Origin of the sequence: Thauera sp. SWB20 (assembly GCF_000831325.1) — a bacterium.
Classification (GTDB): domain Bacteria; phylum Pseudomonadota; class Gammaproteobacteria; order Burkholderiales; family Rhodocyclaceae; genus Thauera; species Thauera aminoaromatica.
The window spans coordinates 398191-417996 of the sequence record NZ_JTDM01000020.1 but is presented as its reverse complement, the minus strand read 5'-3'; the positions used below and the strand labels follow the sequence as shown (position 1 = coordinate 417996).

Annotated in this window: 11 protein-coding genes, 2 tRNA genes, 3 rRNA genes and 1 pseudogene; 3 read left to right on the top strand and 14 right to left on the bottom strand. The window is 63.0% G+C overall.

Going from position 1 to position 19806, the window contains the following annotated elements:
- Window positions 1-106: 106 nt before the first annotated feature.
- The 4 genes from prsT to PO78_RS15790 form a co-directional block, all read right to left on the bottom strand.
- Window positions 107-2908 (bottom strand): XrtA/PEP-CTERM system TPR-repeat protein PrsT, encoded by a 2802-nt coding sequence (gene prsT / locus PO78_RS15805; protein WP_043745078.1) that lies wholly within the window; start codon window positions 2906-2908, stop codon window positions 107-109.
- Window positions 2905-4278: a PEP-CTERM-box response regulator transcription factor gene (gene prsR / locus PO78_RS15800; protein WP_231570745.1), complete on the bottom strand. Its 1374-nt coding sequence runs from the start codon at window positions 4276-4278 to the stop codon at window positions 2905-2907. The genes prsT and prsR overlap by 4 nt, the downstream gene beginning before the upstream one ends.
- Before the next feature lie 3 nt (window positions 4279-4281).
- Window positions 4282-6351, bottom strand: a complete 2070-nt coding sequence (gene prsK / locus PO78_RS15795) for an XrtA/PEP-CTERM system histidine kinase PrsK (RefSeq protein WP_043745075.1) — start codon at window positions 6349-6351, stop codon at window positions 4282-4284.
- A 78-nt stretch (window positions 6352-6429) separates the two neighbouring features.
- Complete coding sequence (locus PO78_RS15790; RefSeq protein ID WP_004313763.1) at window positions 6430-7815, bottom strand: TIGR03013 family XrtA/PEP-CTERM system glycosyltransferase; 1386 nt, start codon at window positions 7813-7815, stop codon at window positions 6430-6432.
- A 304-nt stretch (window positions 7816-8119) separates the two neighbouring features.
- Between PO78_RS15790 and PO78_RS15785 the strand changes: the two genes are divergently transcribed.
- Window positions 8120-8569 (top strand): MaoC family dehydratase, encoded by a 450-nt coding sequence (locus PO78_RS15785; RefSeq protein WP_004313762.1) that lies wholly within the window; start codon window positions 8120-8122, stop codon window positions 8567-8569.
- Between the two features lie 483 nt (window positions 8570-9052).
- A pseudogene (gene tnpC, locus PO78_RS22460) lies at window positions 9053-10375 on the top strand (IS66 family transposase).
- Between the two features lie 129 nt (window positions 10376-10504).
- On the opposite strand, the gene rrf reads toward tnpC, so the two are convergent.
- From rrf to rpsF, 10 genes are all read right to left on the bottom strand, one after another.
- Window positions 10505-10618, bottom strand: a 5S ribosomal RNA gene (rrf, locus tag PO78_RS15770).
- Window positions 10619-10735: 117 nt separating this feature from the next.
- Window positions 10736-13622: ribosomal RNA gene (locus PO78_RS15765) — 23S ribosomal RNA — on the bottom strand.
- A 289-nt stretch (window positions 13623-13911) separates the two neighbouring features.
- Window positions 13912-13987, bottom strand: a tRNA-Ala gene (locus tag PO78_RS15760).
- A gap of 22 nt (window positions 13988-14009) precedes the next feature.
- A tRNA-Ile gene (locus PO78_RS15755) sits at window positions 14010-14086 on the bottom strand.
- A 72-nt stretch (window positions 14087-14158) separates the two neighbouring features.
- A 16S ribosomal RNA gene (locus tag PO78_RS15750) occupies window positions 14159-15699 on the bottom strand.
- Together the 16S, 23S and 5S rRNA genes with 2 tRNA genes alongside form the textbook arrangement of a ribosomal RNA operon.
- Window positions 15700-16247: 548 nt before the next feature.
- Entirely contained in the window at window positions 16248-17648 is a 1401-nt protein-coding gene (dnaB, locus tag PO78_RS15745) for a replicative DNA helicase (RefSeq protein WP_040829426.1), read from the bottom strand.
- A gap of 141 nt (window positions 17649-17789) precedes the next feature.
- Complete coding sequence (rplI, locus tag PO78_RS15740; RefSeq protein ID WP_004321663.1) at window positions 17790-18239, bottom strand: 50S ribosomal protein L9; 450 nt, start codon at window positions 18237-18239, stop codon at window positions 17790-17792.
- Between the two features lie 15 nt (window positions 18240-18254).
- On the bottom strand, window positions 18255-18530 hold the full coding sequence (gene rpsR, locus PO78_RS15735; RefSeq protein WP_002933051.1) for a 30S ribosomal protein S18: 276 nt from the start codon (window positions 18528-18530) through the stop codon (window positions 18255-18257).
- Window positions 18531-18532: 2 nt separating this feature from the next.
- Window positions 18533-18805, bottom strand: a complete 273-nt coding sequence (priB, locus tag PO78_RS15730; RefSeq protein WP_231570744.1) for a primosomal replication protein N — start codon at window positions 18803-18805, stop codon at window positions 18533-18535.
- Between the two features lie 43 nt (window positions 18806-18848).
- Window positions 18849-19235 carry a 30S ribosomal protein S6 gene (gene rpsF / locus PO78_RS15725; protein WP_043745071.1) on the bottom strand — a complete coding sequence of 129 codons (387 nt, stop codon included), beginning with the start codon at window positions 19233-19235 and terminating at the stop codon, window positions 18849-18851.
- A 238-nt stretch (window positions 19236-19473) separates the two neighbouring features.
- On the opposite strand from rpsF, the gene PO78_RS15720 reads away from it, so the two are divergent.
- Window positions 19474-19806, top strand: coding sequence for a hypothetical protein (locus tag PO78_RS15720; RefSeq protein ID WP_004321671.1), 333 nt, complete (start codon window positions 19474-19476; stop codon window positions 19804-19806).

Below are 19806 nucleotides of genomic sequence, written 5' to 3'. Positions count from 1 at the left end.
GCCCGCCTCTCCATCCCGGGCGCGACGCCGCCGCACCGGCCCACGGCGCGGCAGCGGCAAGCGCAAGCGGGTGGCTGCTCGTGGTTCTGCACCGCCCCGCGGGAGATCAGAGCTCCTTCATCAGCGCGGCGGCCTGCTGATGCATCGGCGTGCCATCCTTGAGACGGGGCATCAGGGCCTGTAGCTGCGTGCGCGCCTCATCCTTCTTCCCGGCCTTGACCAGCGCCCGCGCGAGGTTGAGCTGCAAGGGCAGCAGGTCGGGGCCGATCGAAACGGCCCGGCGCAGGTTTGCCAGGCCGGCATCCACTGCACCGCGTTCCACCTGGATGGTGCCGACGGTATCGATGATCGCCGGATTCTCGGGCGCGAGCCGCAGCGCCTGCTCCGCGTACTCCAGCGCCTTCGGATCCTTCACCTCGTTGGCCGCCCAGGCCAGGTTGTTCAGGATGATCGGATTCTGCGGTGCGAGCTCGTGGATCCGGGTGAAAAGCTTGACGGCGTCGTCGTAGCGTTTCTCGCCAAGGGCCGTCTCGGCGAGGTAGGTACGCAACACCAGGTCGGTCGGGTTCGCCTTCATCCACTCGTTGGCCACGCGCGCGGCCTCGTCCTTGCGCGAAAGCTTCACGAGCGACGAGTGCAGTCGAACCACGGCCTGTCCGCCTCCCTTGCGGTCGACCCCCTTCCGGTAGGCGACCGCCGCCTCGGCCCATTTTTCGCCCGCGGCATGCACATCGCCCTCGAGGAGATAGCCCAGCGGGCCATCGGCACTCCGGGCCTGGACCTCGCGCGCGAGACGAAGTGCTCCCGGGACGTCGCCGCGTTCGAGCGCGAGGGCGATCAGGCGCTGGCGCACCTCCACGGCGTCGGGAGCCAGATTGACGGCCTTGCGCAAGGCTTGCTCGGCTGCGGAATTGTCCTTTAGCAATCGGTGGAGGTCGGCAAGTGCGATCAGCGGTGCGGGCGACTCCGGCTGCAGCGCGACCAGGCGATTGAGTGCGGCGACGGCCTGCTGACTGTCACCCGCGGCAAGCCGGGTCCGGGCGAGGGCATCGATCACGCGCGCCTCGTTCGGGTGCGCCGCGGCGACCTTCTGGGCCACCTGCAGCGCCTCGGCGGTCTGCCGCTGCGCAAGTCGGTGCTGGATGATGGCGAGGTTCGCGGCAACGCCGCCGGGCGACACCGCCTCGGCGCGCTCCAGCGTGGCCAGCACCTCTGCCGGTGCCGCACCCGTCGCACGCTGCATGTCGGCGAGGGTCAGGAGCGCCTCGACGCTCTTCGGATCACGCTCCACCACCGACCTGATACGGCCGATCGCATCCTGCGGCTTGCGCTCGGCAAGGTCGAGACGCGCCAGATTGACCGCCGCAGCGAGGTAGCCGGGCTGCTTGGCGAGCGCTTTCTCGAACGCGGCGCGAGCCGCCAGGAGATCGCGCTTGGCGAGCATCAGCCCGCCACGCAGATTGTGCACGAGCGCGTTGTCCGGCTGCTTGCGCTCGAGCTCGGCCTGGGCGGCGAGCGCCTTCTCGGTTTCGCCACGCCGCAGGTGGCCGACCACCAGCGCAAGATCGGCCTGGATGCCGGTCTCGTCCATGCGCGCCGCGTTGGCGAGATCCTGGAAAGCGCTCTCCACGTCGCCCCCGGCCATTCGCGCCACACCGAGCCGCATGCGCACGCCCGGGTCGTCGGGATTGGCTTTCGATGCAAGTTCGAAGTATTCCTCCGAACGCTCGAAGTCACCGTTCGCGAGAAAGACCTGGCCCGCCAGCCCGAGCAGGCGGGGATTCCGCTCGGTGACCTGAAGCAGCGGCTGCAGGAGCTCGAGCGCGCGCTTCGCCTCGCCCGTGGCGAGGTGAGAGAGGATCAGGGTCTGACGTGCCCCCAGGTGCCGCGGCGCCGCCTGCAGCACGCGTTCGAGGTGCGTGCGCCCGAGGGCGTGATCGTTCAGGCGCACGAGCACCGTGCCCGCAAGCAGGTCCGCGGGGAGGAACTGCGGTGCGTCCTTGAGCACCTGCATGACGGTGTCGCGGGCCTCGTTCAGGCGGTTCTCGCGGAACTGCTTAAGGGCCACCAGATAGCGGGTGAAAGGATGCGCTGCCGCAACCGAACGCATGTTCTCGAGCGCGGCGTCGGCCGCGGCCATGTCGCCGCTGCGCAGCAACTGGCTGACGAGGGCGAAGTGGCCATTGACCGACTTCGGCTGCAGGCGCACGACTTCGCGCAGGGACTCGACGCCCTCGGGAACACGTCCTTGCGCGAGCAGCAGGTCGGCCAGCAGCGCGTGCGCTTCAGCCGCGTCCGGCGTGCGCTTGAGCGCCTCGCGAACCTCCCCCTCGGCTGCGACGAGATCCCCTTTGACGGCGGTGGTGCGGGCGAGGCCGATGCGGCTCCACGGCTCATCGGGCGCGGCGGCGATCGCCTCGAGATAGGAGGCGCGCGCCTTGTCGATCTCGCGTCTGGTCATGTGAGCGTCGCCGAGCGACGCCAGGACCGCCGCACGCGCCTTGGGTTCGCTCACGCGCGGGTCGCCGAACTCGGCGAAGAGCTTGTCCACCTCGCCCGCTGCGACCAGCGCCGGCGCAAGTTCGACCGCCACCACATCGCGCGGATGGCCCAACTCGAGCGCACGTTGCAACTCCTTGACTCCACCAGCTACGTTGCCCTGGCGCAGATTGATCCGGCCGAGCAGGAAGCGCGCCTCGGCGAGGTTGCCGTTCTGTTGCAGGGCGTTCTTGAGCTGGATGCTGGCGGCGTCCAGATCCTGCTTCTCGATGAAGGCCTTCGCCGAGACCACCATCTCTTCGGGCGTCTCGCTGCAGCCGGCGAGCAGCATGACCGAAAGGGCTGCAGCGGCGACACCGGATGCGGCACGGCCTGACCAGCGCGAACGACGACTACGGACTTGGCTCACGAACCATTCTCCTTTTTGAGACCAAAACGACCGAGCAGATCATAGAGGGACGGGCGGCTGACGCCGAGGATCTCGGCGGCGCGCGCGATGTTGCCGTTGGTGCGGGCGATGACCTTGAGGACGGCGGCGCGTTCGGCCTCCTCGCGCACCTGGCGGAGATTGAAGATCGACAGCTCCTCGTCGCCAGCGGCGAGGCCCAGATCCTCTGCGGTAATGCAGTCGCCGTCAGCCATGATCACGGCGCGCTTGATGCAGTTCTCGAGCTCGCGCACGTTGCCCGGCCAGCGATGGGCTTCGATCGCCGACAGGGCGTCGTCCGTGAGCATCGGCGCGCGGCGGCCGTTTTCCTTGGCGAAACGCTGCACGAAGGCGTGTGCGAGGTAGGTCGCGTCGCCCTCGCGCTCGCGCAAGGCGGGAATCTCGATGACGATCTCGGCAAGCCGGTAGTAGAGGTCCTCGCGAAACGCGCCGGCCTGGATCTGCGCCTTGAGATCGCGGTGCGTTGCGCACACGATGCGCACGTCGACCGGGATCTCCTCGCGCCCGCCGATGCGCTCGATCGAGCGCTCCTGCAGGAAACGCAGCAGCTTGGCCTGGAGCGCGAGCGGCAGGTCGCCGATCTCGTCGAGGAAGAGCGTTCCGCCGTTGGCGGTCTCGATCTTGCCGAGGGTCTGGCGCACCGCGCCGGTGAAGGCACCTTTCTCGTAGCCGAAGAGTTCGCTCTCGAGGAGGGTGTCGGGGATGGCGGCGCAGTTGATCGCGATGAAGCGCTCGCGCGCCCGTGTCGACAACATATGCAGGCCGCGCGCGAGGATCTCCTTGCCGGTACCGCTCTCGCCGAGCAGGGCAACGGTGGCCGAGGCGGAGGCGAGCTTCTCGATCGTGCGGCAGATCTTGAGCATGCCGGGGTCGCGGGTGAGCAGGCCGGAGAGCGGGCTGCCCTCGAGCGCGGCAAGGCGCGCGTTCTCCATCTGCAGGTCGTGCATGCGGAAGGCACGCTCGATGGTGAGATTGAGCAGTTCGGGCTCGAAGGGCTTGGCGAAGAAGTCGTAGGCGCCCAAGCCCACGGCCTTCACCGCGTTCTCGCGGTCGTGCTGACCCGTGAGCACGATGACCTTGGTGTCGGGCGCGAGCGTGAGGATCTCGCGCAGGAGCTTGAACCCCTCGCTCACATCGTCGGGCGCAGGCGGCAGACCGAGATCCATCGTGACCACCGCGGGTTCGTGCTTGCGTAGCTGCGCGATGGCGCTCTCGCGATCGCTAGCGACCACGGTCTCGCAGGCGTCGAATGCCCAGCGCATCTGCTTTTGCAGCGCGAGATCGTCCTCCACGATCAGGAGGGTGCGCTGCTTGTCTGGCGTCGAATTCACTGTCTATGTGCCCATCGCGGTAAATTGCCCGTCCTCGCGCCGGATGCGGGGAAGCTCGATGGTGACGCGCGTCCCGCGCCCGACCTCGCTATCGTAGTGCAGCGCACCACCGATTTCCTCGAGGTACTGCCGGGTCTCGTAGACCCCGATCCCCATCCCGCTCGACTTGGTGGTCTGGAAGGGTCGCGAGAGTCGTTCGCGAACGAACTCTGCAGTCATCCCGCATCCATTGTCCTCGACGACCACGTTCGCCCGCCCGTCCGTCCCGGCTGCGAGAGTCAAGGTGACCTTACCATCCTGTGGCGTCGCATCCAGTGCATTTTGCACGACATGACCGACGATTCTCTCCAGCCTCTGCGGGTGGGCGCTGACCTCCACCGGCCCCGCGGCTGCGCACACGAGCTCGATCACGGGCGACTGGCCACGCTTGGACTCGCACACCGCGCGCAGCAGCGCGGGGAGATCCACCGCGCGCGGCGGGTCGATCGAGCGCTTCTCCTGCAACTGCGTCATCAGCCCGCGCATGCGCGCCTCGACGTTCGCCACCGTATCCAGCATGTCTTGCTGGAACTCGGGGTTGTCGCGGTGGCGCTGGGCGTTCTTGAGCATCAGCGACAACTGGGCGACGAGGTTCTTCAGGTCATGGACCACGAAGGCCGACATGCGGTTGAAGGAGTCGAACTTGCGTGCCTCCAGCAAGGCCTCGGCCGCGAGCATACGGTCCAGATAGCCTGCGGCCTGACGCTGCGCCGTCTTGAGGAGATCGAGGACTTCCCAGTCGATGTCGAAGGGGGTCCGCGGCGAACCCAGTACGACGAAGCCGATCAGGCGCTCGGCGGTCTGCAGCGGGATCACCAGCCATGCCTCGTCGAGCCGTGACAGCCAGTCCGGCAGCACCAGACCCTGGTAGCGTCCGGGCTGCACGCGATACTCCTCGAGGTTGATCACCCAGCCGCTGCGGGCAAGGAACCCGCACAGCGGCGAATCGAGCGCCTCGACCACGTCGATCGGGGGCTGGTTGAAGCGCGAATGCGGCCGGCACTTGCCGTAGGCATCGGCCAGCCAGAGCGCCCCTCCAGGGCTCTCGACAAGATCCGACAGCGCCTTGATGACCGATTGACCCAGATCGAGACTGCGGTCGACGGTCGACAGGGCCTGGGTGAAGCGCAACCACTCGCTCCGGTAATCGTAGCGGTACGGAAAGAGGTGCTTGCTGATGAAGACCCGCAGGCGCGCGCGCACGGCGCCCGAAAACAGCAGCGCGCCGAGGACCACCAGGCCGGCGAAGAGCAATGCCATCTGCAGTGCGCGCCCCCAATCGCCGCCGAAGAAGCGCACGTAATAGGCCGCAGCGGCGATCACGAGCAAATAGAGGCCGGCGCCGGCGAGCGCGGTCGAATGGAAGACGATCTCGCGCGATACGGACATCCGCAGGGTCCATGAGGGACTGCGCGTCCCCGCGATTGCGATCAGCGGGATGAGCAGGGCGTGCGCGATGCCGCGCGCTGCCCAGACATCCGCATCGATGCGCGAGAACAGGAGGGCATCGGCGAAGAGGTACAGTTCGAAGATGTAGCCCGCCGCCAGCGCGAGGCAAAGCGGCTTCAAACCCCAGCGCGAGACGGCGGGCATGCCCCGGTAGAGCTGTTCCACAAGCATCAGGCCGACGATCGCGTGCATCAGCCAGGCACCGATCGCCGGCGCGATCGGCAACCCTCCGGTGACGCCCGCCGACTCGAGCGCGAGCGCGAGCACCTGCGCCACCACCACCGCGAGCGCCACATACGCCGGCCAGCGCATCCACCGCCCCCACAACGGGCGGGACAGCACAATCAGGAACACGTACCAGGCCGCGCCCCTGAGCAGATCGAGCGCGACGGCGAGGGCACCGGAAAACGGCCAAGCGCCCCTGGCCTCGAGCGCCGAAAGACCCGCCCACAGACCGGAAATCGCCACGGCCGCGAACAAGGCCCCACCCGGCAGCGCGCCCCGCCACGCGAGGAAGATGTACAGCGCGAAGATGAGGAAGGCTACGGCCGCAACCCCATAACTCCAGATCGCAACCTCAAGCACGCCCCTCTCCCCTGTCACGCATTCGTGCGAACTGCGCCGTACCCCCGTCCAAGCGAGCCCGCAGTCTCACGCGGCCGCTCAGTGCGCGCCTTCACCGGTCAGGACGACCCTCACCGTCTCGAAGAGGACAAGGGTATCCAGGATCAGCGAGTGGTTCTTCACGTAATACAGATCGTACTGGAGCTTCTCCGCGGCATCGTCGACCGAAGCCCCGTACTGGTAACGAACCTGCGCCCACCCGGTGACGCCGGGCTTGACGCAGTGCCGCACCGCATAGAACGGAATCTGCTGGGTAAGCTGGTCCACAAAATAGGGGCGCTCCGGGCGCGGGCCGACCAGACTCATGTCGCCCTTGAGCACGTTGAACAGCTGCGGAAGCTCATCGATACGCAGCTTGCGGATGAAACGCCCGACGCGTGTCACTCGATCGTCGTTCGAAGTCGCCCACCGCGGCTTGCCGTCCTTCTCGGCGTCACGCCGCATGCTGCGGAACTTGATGACACGGAACGGCTTCCCACCGCGTCCCACACGCTCCTGCGAGTAAAAGATCGGCGCGCCATCCTCCAGTAGGATCAACAGCGCAGTGAGCACCATGATCGGCAAGGCCACGAGCAGGAGCGCGGTCCCGACGACGAGGTCGAAACAACGCTTGACGAAGGTTCGCGTCCAGCCTTGGCGGAAGCCGTCACCATAGATCAGCCAGCTCGCCCGCAGCGAATCCAGCCTCACTTGCCCCTGCACGCGCTCGAAGAAGGTCGACAGATCGAGGATGCGCGTTCCGAGCAACTTGCAGTCCAGCAGTTCGCGCAAGGAGAGCACTCCCCCCCGACGTTCGCGCACCGCGACGATCACCTCGTCCACACGCAGGTTGCGCACCACCTCCAGCAAGCTGCCCGGTGGCAACACGGCGTGCTGCTCCACCTCGACCCGTTCGTTTCCCCCCACCGGAAGAAAGCCGACCACTTCCACGCTGCGCTGCAGCGGACGGACCAGGTCCTGTTGCACCATGCGCGCGTCACGGCCGGTACCCACGATCAGCACGCGCGGCACGAAAAGGGCAGAGGCCTGGCGCTGATTGACCAGCCCGCGGACCAGCAACAGCGAACAGAGCAACAGCAATACGCTGAGCTGCAGGGAGTGCGGGGCAATTTCGGACCACGGCAACAGCCCGAACACGAGGTAGGCCACTGGTACGCTCACGGTCAGCGACAGGGCGACGCGCGCGAAGGTCTGCCGATGGGAACGCTGATACACCGGTCGGTACAAACCCATCGCCGCATTGAGGGCGATCATGCTTGCAGCGAAGGTAAGCGCCGATGGAATGCAGATTGCCCAGTCGACCGCGCTTGTCGGCGTCACGAGTACCGCAACCGCTGCAAGCACCACCGCAAAAAGCGTCAAGGCGTCGAACAGCACCTGCTGCAGGGTGTGCGTGGGAAGGTAGTGGCTGAACACCTTCAGCATCGAGGGGCCTCTGCATGTGTTGGGAAGGGTCGGAACCCTGGGCGCCGGGAGTGCTTATCGCGGAGGGATCGCCCGGCTCCTGATCGTGCCTAAGCTTAGACAATCACCGGCAGGACACCTGTGACTCACTTCACGGCGAGGGCGGGTGGAGCAAACCGCCTCGAGCACACCGAGCAAAATCGCACGAAACGCCCGCCTGGCCTTGCGGCAAATGCGGCAGCGCAGCATCCAAGGTTGATTTTAGCATGCGAAGCTTGTAGCGTCGGTCCGTTACCGGAGCACCGTTTCACACAAGGAGAAGTACATGACTCAAGCTCAACGCGATTTCAGCGAAGTCTACGGCCTCAGTTTCGAGGACCTTCACATTGGCCGTACCGCCTCGGTCTCACGTACGGTGAGCGAGGCCGACATCCTGATGTTCGCCGGCGTATCGGGCGACACCAACCCGGTCCATCTGGACGAGGAGTTCGCTGCGAGTACGATGTTCGGCGGCCGGATCGCCCACGGAATGCTCTCCGCCGGCCTCATCTCGGCCGTCTTCGGCACCCGCCTGCCCGGCCCCGGCTGCATCTACCTGTCCCAGAGCCTGAAATTCAAGGCGCCCGTCAAGATCGGTGACACCGTTGTCGCGCGTGTCACCGTCAAGGAATTGAAGGCAGAGAAGCGCCGCGCGGTTTTCTCGACCGTCTGCACAGTTGGAGACAAGGTGGTCATGGATGGCGAGGCTGAAATCCTCGTACCGGCGCGCACCTGATCGAGCATGCCCTCGCCTCGCGCGGCTCCCTGCAGAGGCCGTGCGAGGCACCTGCAGAAATCTCGCCACCCAGCTCTAAGCCCCCGGCGAACCCACCTTCCGCCGTCTGCTTATCCCATTGAAGATCGTGTCCATCAAGTTCGATGGTGGACACGATGGATGTGGTTATCCCGCGCCGGAGTCGGCGCACGCACAGCGAAGCCTTCAAGCAGTCTGTGGTCTCGGCCTGTCGTGAGCCCGGCGTCTCGGTGGCCGGCCTGGCTCTGGCCAACGGCCTGAACGCCAACCGGGTCCACCGCTGGATGCGCGAGCGCGGCATCGAGCCACCGAGTCCTCGCAAGCCGCTCTGCGCTGAACGCCCGCCATTGGCTGAGCCGGGCTTTGTAGCCGTGCAGGTGGCTCCCGCCGTCGAAACGTTGGCGATCCGCCTCGAAGCGCAGCGTGGCAACGCCCGCATTGAGCTCGAATGGCCGCTCCAGGCCGCTGCCCGCCGACCTCGATCAACTGGATGCCGATGCCTTGCGCCACCTGCTCATCGGTCAGGAGCGCGAGCTCGTGTGGCGCCAGACCAAGATCGAGCGGCTCACGCATGAGCTGGCGCTGCACAAACGTCATCTCTCCGGCGTGAAGGCCGAGCGCCTCTCCACCGAGCAGGCGCAACTCTTCGAGGAGACCGCCTAGGCCGCCCTGGCGGCGATGAGCGAAGAGCTCGAGCAACTTTAACCGGATACCAGCAAGAGCCAGCAGCCCAAGGGACAGGCCCGGCGCATCCGTTGCCGCCCGAGCAGCCGCCCACCGAGATCCATGACGAACCCTACTCGACCACCTGCGCCTGCGGCTGCCAGATGCGCCGCATCGGCAAGGACGTTGCCGAGACGCTCGACTACACCCCGGGCCACTTCACCGTCGAGCGCCACATCCGGGACAAGTGGGCGTGCGATTCATGCGAGACCCTCGTGCAGGCACCCGTGCCGGCGCACATCATCGACAAGGGCATCCCGACTGCCGGGCTGCTCGTCCAAGTGCTGGTCGCGAGGTATCAGGACCTTTTGCCACTCTACCGGCAGGAAGGCATCTTCGGTCGGGCCGGGTTGGCGATCCCGCAATCGCCGCTGGCCCAGTGGGTGGGCCAGAGCGGCGTGCATCTGCAGCCGCTCTGGTCGATGCGCCCAAGGCCGGCGTACTGGCGCACCCCGTGCTGCACGCGGACGCCCCCCGGTGGTGATGCTCGACCCGGGTGCGGGCAAGACGCACCGCGCCTACCTGTGGTCCTACGGCGTCGGGGCGTTCGGTCCGATCAAGGCGGTGGTCTACGACTCCGCCGACAGCCGCGCAGGCCGTCACGCCCAGGCATTCCTGGGTGAGTGGCGCAGCACGCTGATCTGTGACGACTACGCCGAACCCAGGGGCGCTGATCGCCCTGCGCGTGAAGGAAGCCGGCTGCATGGCGCACGCGCGGCGCAAGTTCTTCGATCTCACCACCCAAGCGAAGAGCCAGGCGCTCGAAGCCGTCGGTGAGCTGTATGGGATCGAACGTGAGGCAGCCGAACTGGACATCGACGCCCGGCAGCGCCTTCGGGACGTGAAGGCCCGCCCCCTCCTTGAACGCCTGCATGCGTGGTTGCTCGCGCGGCGCACCCAAGTGCCCAACCGCTCGGACATCGCCCGCGCCATCAGTCGGCGCAGCTCAACGGGCACGGGCCCTTTGCGTACCTGAAGGATGTGCTCGAATGGCTGCCGACGCAGCCCCATAGCCGGATCGGGGCGCTGCTGCCGCATCGCAGGCAGCCGGCCGCCTGCGCATGAGCGACACGACAAGATGGGTTTGCCGGGTGCTTACGACGGATCCGCGGGGGCTCAACCCCTGCGTTCTGCGTAGACGGCACGACGCCCCAGGCACGGATGTGTGCGTGGGGCGTTGTGTTGGTGTGGTTAGTCTGACGATGACCTACTTTCACGAGGGCGGACCTCACTATCATCGGCGCATGTGCGTTTCACGGTCCTGTTCGGGAAGGGAAGGGGTGGTTCCACACAGCTATGGTCGTCAGACTTTGACTTGTTGCCTGCGTGGTTTGCAGGCCAAAGTTAGGAAGAAGTGTTGTGTGATTGTCTGGTTGCGTTGTTTTGGCAACCAGGGGGTTGAGTTCGTTTTGTTTTGAAGGTTATAGGATCAAGCCACACGGGCAATTAGTACCGGTTAGCTGAACGTGTTGCCACGCTTACACACCCGGCCTATCAACGTTGTGGTCTTCAACGACCCTTCAGGGGGCTCGAGGCCCCGGGGAAGTCTCATCTTGAGGCGAGTTTCCCGCTTAGATGCTTTCAGCGGTTATCTCTTCCGCACATAGCTACCCGGCGATGCGACTGGCGTCACAACCGGTACACCAGGGGTGCGTCCACTCCGGTCCTCTCGTACTAGGAGCAGGCCCTCTCAAACTTCCAGCGCCCACGGCAGATAGGGACCAAACTGTCTCACGACGTTTTAAACCCAGCTCACGTACCACTTTAAATGGCGAACAGCCATACCCTTGGGACCGGCTACAGCCCCAGGATGTGATGAGCCGACATCGAGGTGCCAAACTCCGCCGTCGATGTGAACTCTTGGGCGGAATCAGCCTGTTATCCCCAGAGTACCTTTTATCCGTTGAGCGATGGCCCTTCCATACAGAACCACCGGATCACTATGACCTGCTTTCGCACCTGCTCGACTTGTGGGTCTCGCAGTCAAGCCACCTTTTGCCATTGCACTATCAGTACGATGTCCGACCGTACCTAGGTGACCTTCGTACTCCTCCGTTACCTTTTGGGAGGAGACCGCCCCAGTCAAACTGCCCACCATGCACGGTCCCCGACCTGGATTCACAGGCCTGGGTTAGAACCTCGACGACACCAGGGTGGTATTTCAAGGTTGGCTCCACCGGAACTGGCGTCCCGGTTTCAAAGCCTCCCACCTATCCTACACAAGTCCCGTCAAAGTCCAATGCAAAGCTACAGTAAAGGTTCATGGGGTCTTTCCGTCTAGCCGCGGGGAGATTGCATCTTCACAAACATTTCAACTTCGCTGAGTCTCAGGAGGAGACAGTGTGGCCATCGTTACGCCATTCGTGCAGGTCGGAACTTACCCGACAAGGAATTTCGCTACCTTAGGACCGTTATAGTTACGGCCGCCGTTTACCGGGGCTTCGATCAAGAGCTTGCACCCCATCACTTAACCTTCCGGCACCGGGCAGGCGTCACACCCTATACGTCCACTTTCGTGTTTGCAGAGTGCTGTGTTTTTAATAAACAGTCGCAGCCACCGATTCTCTGCGACCCCGTTCCGCTCCGGCCGCGAGGGCCTTCACGTACCAGGGGCATACCTTCTCCCGAAGTTACGGTATCAATTTGCCGAGTTCCTTCTCCTGAGTTCTCTCAAGCGCCTTGGTATTCTCTACCAGCCCACCTGTGTCGGTTTGCGGTACGGTCACTCTTAGACTGAAGCTTAGAGGCTTTTCCTGGAAGCTGGGTATCACTCGCTTCGGATCCGAGGATCCTCGTCATCACGCCTCATCTAAGCCACGCGGATTTGCCTACGCGGCACGACTACACGCTTAAACCACCTATTCCAACAGATGGCCGAGCTAACCTTCTCCGTCCCCCCATCGCATCTAAGAGCGGTACAGGAATATTGACCTGTTTCCCATCGACTACGCATTTCTGCCTCGCCTTAGGGGCCGACTCACCCTGCGCCGATGAACGTTGCGCAGGAAACCTTGGGCTTACGGCGAGGGTGCTTTTCACACCCTTTATCGCTACTCATGTCAGCATTCGCACTTCCGATACCTCCAGCATCCCTTACGAGACACCTTCGCAGGCTTACGGAACGCTCCCCTACCACGTGTCAAAGACACATCCGCAGCTTCGGTTCATGGCTTGAGCCCCGTTACATCTTCCGCGCAGGACGACTCGACTAGTGAGCTATTACGCTTTCTTTAAAGGATGGCTGCTTCTAAGCCAACCTCCTAGCTGTCTATGCCTTCCCACCTCGTTTGCCACTTAGCCATGCATTTGGGACCTTAGCTGGCGGTCTGGGTTGTTTCCCTCTTGACACCGGACGTTAGCACCCGATGTCTGTCTGCCGTATATCACTTTGCGGTATTCGGAGTTTGCTATCGCGGGGTAGATCGCAATGACCCCCCCAACGATTACAGTGCTCTACCCCCGCAAGTGTCCGTACGACGCACTACCTAAATAGTTTTCGGGGAGAACCAGCTATTTCCGGATTTGTTTAGCCTTTCACCCCTATCCACAGCTCATCCCCTAACTTTTCAACGTTAGTGGGTTCGGACCTCCAGTACCTGTTACGGCACCTTCATCCTGGCCATGGATAGATCATCCGGTTTCGGGTCTACGCCCAGCTACTCTGACGCCCTTATCAGACTCGCTTTCGCTACGCCTCCCCTATTCGGTTAAGCTCGCAACTGAACGTAAGTCGCTGACCCATTATACAAAAGGTACGCAGTCACCCCTTTCGAGGCTCCCACTGTTTGTATGCATGCGGTTTCAGGATCTATTTCACTCCCCTCCCGGGGTTCTTTTCGCCTTTCCCTCACGGTACTGGTTCACTATCGGTCGATCACGAGTATTTAGCCTTGGAGGATGGTCCCCCCATCTTCAGACAGGATTTCTCGTGTCCCGCCCTACTTGTCGCACGCTCAGACCCGCCACCGGCTTTTCGCATACGGGACTATCACCCTGTATCGTCGGACTTTCCAGACCGTTTTGCTAAGCTGATGGTTTAGTCGTGCAGGCTCTTCCGTGTTCGCTCGCCACTACTTACGGAATCTCGGTTGATTTCTTTTCCTCGAGCTACTTAGATGTTTCAGTTCGCTCGGTTCGCCTCTACACACCTATGTATTCAGTGTGAGATGACCCTTGCGGGCCGGGTTTCCCCATTCGGACATCGTGGGATCAATGCTCTATTGCCAGCTCCCCCACGCTTTTCGCAGGCTTACACGTCCTTCATCGCCTGTGATCGCCAAGGCATCCACCACATGCACTTAGTCGCTTGATCCTATAACCTTGGACCCTCTTCGATGTTGCCATCCCGAAGGCCCGCGTACAGGAACGAACTCGTTTGTGCGATCCAGCCTGCGCTGACAAGCTCAGCCTGGATCGATGCAATCACACAACTTGCAGTACGCACCGGCTCGGTACGTACTACACTTCTTCCACTTTGTTAAAGAGCAAACCTCTACGCGCGACAGCCGAAGCTGCCGACCAAGAAGTAAGAGATGACGACGCCACGATCTTCGAGCGCCATCGACATCTCTTACTTCTCGAACCTGTTGCTTGGACAGTCCTGGTGGAGCTGGTCGGGATCGAACCGACGACCTACGGCTTGCAAAGCCGCCGCTCTCCCAGCTGAGCTACAGCCCCCCTGTCTCGAGCAACCCTTGATTGGTGGGTCTGGTTGGGTTCGAACCAACGACCCCCGCCTTATCAAGACGGTGCTCTAACCAGCTGAGCTACAGACCCTCATCCGAGGCTCTTCTCCGCCTGAACAACCGATAAGTTGTGGATACTTGGCCATCATGGCCTGATCTCTTGAAAGGAGGTGATCCAGCCGCACCTTCCGATACGGCTACCTTGTTACGACTTCACCCCAGTCATGAATCTCACCGTGGTAAGCGCCCTCCCGAAGGTTAAGCTACCTACTTCTGGTGAAACCCACTCCCATGGTGTGACGGGCGGTGTGTACAAGACCCGGGAACGTATTCACCGCAGCATGCTGATCTGCGATTACTAGCGATTCCGACTTCACGTAGTCGAGTTGCAGACTACGATCCGGACTACGATCGGCTTTAAGGGATTGGCTCCACCTCGCGGCTTGGCAACCCTCTGTACCGACCATTGTATGACGTGTGGAAGCCCTACCCATAAGGGCCATGAGGACTTGACGTCATCCCCACCTTCCTCCGGTTTGTCACCGGCAGTCTCACTAGAGTGCCCAACCAAATGATGGCAACTAGTGACAAGGGTTGCGCTCGTTGCGGGACTTAACCCAACATCTCACGACACGAGCTGACGACAGCCATGCAGCACCTGTGTTCTGGCTCCCGAAGGCACCCTCGCCTCTCAGCAAGGTTCCAGACATGTCAAGGGTAGGTAAGGTTTTTCGCGTTGCATCGAATTAATCCACATCATCCACCGCTTGTGCGGGTCCCCGTCAATTCCTTTGAGTTTTAACCTTGCGGCCGTACTCCCCAGGCGGTCGACTTCACGCGTTAGCTGCGTCACTCAGTGCATTGCTGCTCCGAACGACTAGTCGACATCGTTTAGGGCGTGGACTACCAGGGTATCTAATCCTGTTTGCTCCCCACGCTTTCGTGCATGAGCGTCAGTACAGGCCCAGGGGGCTGCCTTCGCCATCGGTGTTCCTCCTGATCTCTACGCATTTCACTGCTACACCAGGAATTCCACCCCCCTCTGCCGTACTCTAGCCTTGCAGTCACAAACGCAGTTCCCAGGTTAAGCCCGGGGATTTCACATCTGTCTTACAAAACCGCCTGCGCACGCTTTACGCCCAGTAATTCCGATTAACGCTCGCACCCTACGTATTTACCGCGGCTGCTGGCACGTAGTTAGCCGGTGCTTCTTAGTCCGGTACCGTCATCCATGGCCTATGTTAGAGACCACGATTTCTTCCCGGCCGAAAGAGCTTTACAACCCGAAGGCCTTCTTCACTCACGCGGCATGGCTGGATCAGGCTTGCGCCCATTGTCCAAAATTCCCCACTGCTGCCTCCCGTAGGAGTCTGGGCCGTGTCTCAGTCCCAGTGTGGCGGATCATCCTCTCAGACCCGCTACGGATCGTCGCCTAGGTGAGCCTTTACCTCACCTACTAGCTAATCCGACATCGGCCGCTCCAATCGCGCGAGGTTCCGAAGAATCCCCCGCTTTCCCCCTCAGGGCGTATGCGGTATTAGCGTAGCTTTCGCTACGTTATCCCCCACGACATGGGCACGTTCCGATGCATTACTCACCCGTTCGCCACTCGCCGGCAGGCCGAAGCCCCCGCTGCCGTTCGACTTGCATGTGTAAAGCATGCCGCCAGCGTTCAATCTGAGCCAGGATCAAACTCTTAAGTTCAATCCAGCAAAGCACTCAAAATACTGACTTACATCAGCATGAGCACCAATCATTGTGATACCTGTGCGACCAAAGTCGCCGACCACAACAACCAAGCACCCACACTTATCGGTTGTCCAAGTTTTTAAAGAATCGCTGCGCTGCCGCAGCGAAGAAGCGAGATTATGTAGAACCTACATCACCCTGTCAAGCATCTCGCGAATCTTTTTTTGCGCCGCCCCGCCAAAAACACGGAACAACAAGACCCGCAACACCCGACTGCCTCTCCCTTCCCGCCCCGCTGCGCCTGAACTCAAGCACCGCTGCGCTGGAAGAGGTGCGCATTATAGACAACCAAATCCTGACGTCAAGAAAAAACAACAAAGATTCCGATGGAAGCATGCGAGCAACGCCGACGGGACCCCGGGGCCGATCACCGAGCACAACACACCCCTGGCGCCAGCGTCTCTACAGATCTCCCGCAGGACCCGACGCAGGAACAATCGCTCGGTGACGACCGCCGACCTTCCTGCGCAAACCGCAAAATCGCGACCATCCTGAGATAGGGCTCAGTACATGCCGGGGGCGGCGGCGTAGTTCTCGAAGCGCGTATTCTCCCCGATGAAGGTGAGGCGCACGGTGCCGGTGGGACCGTTACGATGCTTGCCGATGATCAGTTCGGCCGTCCCCTTGTCGGGCGAATCAGGGTTGTAGACCTCGTCGCGATAGATGAACATGATGATGTCCGCGTCCTGCTCGATGGCACCGGACTCGCGCAGATCGGACATCACCGGGCGCTTGTTGGGACGCTGCTCGAGGCTGCGGTTGAGCTGGGAAAGCGCCATGATCGGCACGTTCAACTCCTTGGCCAGCGACTTTACCGAACGCGAGATTTCGGACAGCTCGGAGGCACGGTTGTCGCCCTCGCGCGTGCCGCTCATCAGCTGCAGGTAGTCGATCACGATCAGACCGAGCCTGCCGCACTGGCGCGCCAGGCGACGCGCACGGGCGCGCAGGTCGATCGGGTTGAGGCCGGGCGTCTCGTCGATGTAGAGCGGCGCATCGTAGAGCTTGCCCATCGCCATGGTCAGACGCTGCCAGTCGTCGTCGGTCAGGCGTCCACTGCGGATCTTCTGCATGTCGATGCGACCCACCGAGGAGATGAAGCGAGTCGCGAGCTGCGTGCCCGGCATCTCCATCGAGAAGATCGCAACCGGCAGGCGCTGCTCGATCGCGATGTGCTCGGCAAGGTTGAGCGCGAAGGTGGTCTTGCCCATCGCCGGACGGCCGGCGACGATGATCATGTCGGACGGCTGCAGGCCGGAGGTCTTCTCGTCGAGGTCGACCAGGCCGGTCGGCACGCCGGTGACCTCGGAGGGGTTGTCGCGATCGTAGAGTTCCTGCACGCGATCCACGACCTGCTTGAGGATTGGCTGGATCGAGACGAAACCGCTGGCGTGGCGCGCGCCGGCCTCGGCGATCTCGAAGACCTTGGCCTCGGCCTCGTCGAGCAGCGCCTTGGCGTCCTTGCCCGACGGACTGAGCGCGCTAGCAGCGATCTCGTCTCCCACCGCCACGAGCTTGCGCAGGATCGCGCGCTCGCGGACGATCTCTGCGTAGCGCCGGATGTTCGCCGCCGACGGCGTGTTGTTGGCGAGCTCGGCGATGTAGGCGAGACCGCCGGCCTGCTCGGCCTCGCCGTTCTTCTCCAGCGACTCGAACACGGTGACCGCATCCGCCGGACGCCCCTGGTCGATCAGCTTGGTGATGTGGCGGTAGATGCGGCGGTGGTCGTCGCGATAGAAATCGGCCTCGTTCACCAGGTCGGCGACACGCTCCCAAGCCTGGTTGTCGAGCAGGATGCCGCCGATCAGCGACTGCTCGGCCTCCAGCGAGTGCGGCGGCAGCTTGATCTGCGCGAGCTGCGGATCGGCGGAGAAATCGGAGAAACGGGAAGACGCGGAACTCATCGGATGCACCATCGGGGCCGGACCGCACATTGTAGCGAGCCGGACCGCGAGACGTTGGCGAAGGGAACGCGCCGCAGGGGCGCAGGAAACAAAAAGGGCTGCCAGCGGCAGCCCTCTTCGTGATGCACGTACAGATCGCGATTACTGCTCGGCAGCCACCACGACGGTGATGTTCGCGAGCACGTCGGCGTGCAGCGACACTTCAAGCTGGGTCTCGCCGACCTGCTTGAGCGGGCCGTCCGGCATGCGGATGGCGGAACGCTCGATGTCGAAGCCCTTGGCGGCGAGCGCCTCGGAGATGTCGGCATTGCCGACCGAGCCGAACAGACGGCCGTCCATGCCCGCCTTGCGAGCAACTTCGACGCTGACGCCTTCGAGCTTGCCCGCCAGCTCCTGGGCCGCAGCCAGCTTTTCGGCCTGGACGCGCTCGAGCTCGGCACGACGCGCTTCGAACTCGGCCAGATTGGCCTGGGTCGCGCGCTTCGCCTTGCCCTGCGGGATCAGGAAGTTGCGGGCGTAGCCGTCCTTGACCTTGACGACGTCGCCGAGACCACCGAGGTTCACGACTTTCTCGAGAAGAATGATCTGCATGGGTTCGTTCTCCTCTTACTGGTGCAGGTCGGTGTAAGGCATCAGGGCCAGGAAGCGGGCGCGCTTGACCGCGACCGACAGCTGACGCTGGTAACCCGCCTTGGTGCCGGTGATGCGCGCCGGCATGATCTTGGCGTTTTCGGTGATGAAGTCCTTGAGGATGTCCACATCCTTGTAGTCGACTTCCTCGATCTTCTCCGCGGTGAAGCGGCAGAACTTGCGACGCTTGAACAGACCACGACCGCCGCGATCGTCCTTCTTCTTGAACTTGGATTTGGGCTTGAAGGCCATTTTCAGTTTCCTTCGAGAAATTCGATTGTGTTCAGGTGCAGAACCGGAGTTCGGCTGCGCAGGCTCTTCGCGGCGAGGAATCCGGTGGCGCGCAGCGCACTCCCGGGAACCGCCACAGCCAGCACCGCCGCCAGATCGCCCAGCGCCACCGCCTGCACTTCCACCGAAACCTCGCGGGTCAGGCCCGCTTCGACTTGTTTCGATTCGTGCGCCAGCACACAGCTGGCGACCGGTATTCCGGCAGGGGTTCGACGCAGCGGCAGCACTTCGGCCACGCGCGCATCGAGGCGCAGTTCGTTCAGACCCGGCTCAGGCAACTCAGGCGGCAGCGGCTTCGCCGTCGGCCGGCTTGGCGTCGTCGGCACCGATGTTCATCGAGCGCGACTTCTCTTCCTTCATCATCGGCGAAGGCGTGGTGACGGCCTTCTTCATCTTGATGGTGAGGTGACGCAGCACGGCGTCGTTGAACTTGAACGAGTGCTCGAGTTCGGCCAGCGTCTCGCCGTCGCACTCGATGTTCATCAGCACGTAGTGGGCCTTGTGCACTTTCTGGATCGGGTAGGCCATCTGACGACGCCCCCAGTCTTCCAGGCGGTGGATCTGGCCGTTGCGGGTGGTCACGATGGACTTGTAGCGCTCGACCATCGCCGGCACCTGCTCGGACTGGTCCGGGTGCACGATGAAGACGATTTCATAATGTCGCATGCAAACTCCTTGCGGTTGGTTGTTGCAGCCCCCCGGCATGCGGTCCGGTGGAGCAAGGGAAGCTCGCCAGTCTAACAAGAAAACCCGGAAAATCAAAGACACTGAAGAAGCCCGGAAGTCGGGAGCGCGGTTGCAAAAGCCCGCTTACACTCTGCGACTGCCTCGTGGCGTCCGCCTCGCCTAGTATCCGGATCACCGGGGCCCTGCCCTGCAACGAAGAAATCGAACGAGGCAGACCATGAACACGACCCTGACCCGCAAGATCGCCACCGCCCTGCTCTGCGGCAGCGTCCTCGCCGCTGCCGCGCCTGCCGCCTACGCCGACCGGGACGACCGCGGCCCGCGCTGGGGCCACCACAAGCACCACTACAAGCACGATCATCGCCGCCACTGGGACGAGCGCACGGTGTATCGCGAGAAGGTCATCATCCGTGAACGCCCGCGCTACTACCGCGAGGCGGAGATCCACAACCACTACTACGAGCGCCCCTACCGCTCTTACAGCTACAGCCGCTCGCCCGCCGTGGTCATCGGCGTGGATATCCCGCCGCTGGTGATCCCGCTGCGCTGA

What these genes read in the sequence shown, in the direction of transcription:
- PO78_RS15790 (WP_004313763.1), bottom strand. Translation starts at nt 7,815, where the DNA reads ATGCTGAAGGTGTTCAGCCACTACCTTCCCACGCACACCCTGCAGCAG.
- PO78_RS15785 (WP_004313762.1), top strand. Translation starts at nt 8,120, where the DNA reads ATGACTCAAGCTCAACGCGATTTCAGCGAAGTCTACGGCCTCAGTTTC.
- dnaB (WP_040829426.1), bottom strand. Translation starts at nt 17,648, where the DNA reads ATGAGTTCCGCGTCTTCCCGTTTCTCCGATTTCTCCGCCGATCCGCAG.
- rplI (WP_004321663.1), bottom strand. Translation starts at nt 18,239, where the DNA reads ATGCAGATCATTCTTCTCGAGAAAGTCGTGAACCTCGGTGGTCTCGGC.
- rpsR (WP_002933051.1), bottom strand. Translation starts at nt 18,530, where the DNA reads ATGGCCTTCAAGCCCAAATCCAAGTTCAAGAAGAAGGACGATCGCGGC.
- rpsF (WP_043745071.1), bottom strand. Translation starts at nt 19,235, where the DNA reads ATGCGACATTATGAAATCGTCTTCATCGTGCACCCGGACCAGTCCGAG.
- PO78_RS15720 (WP_004321671.1), top strand. Translation starts at nt 19,474, where the DNA reads ATGAACACGACCCTGACCCGCAAGATCGCCACCGCCCTGCTCTGCGGC.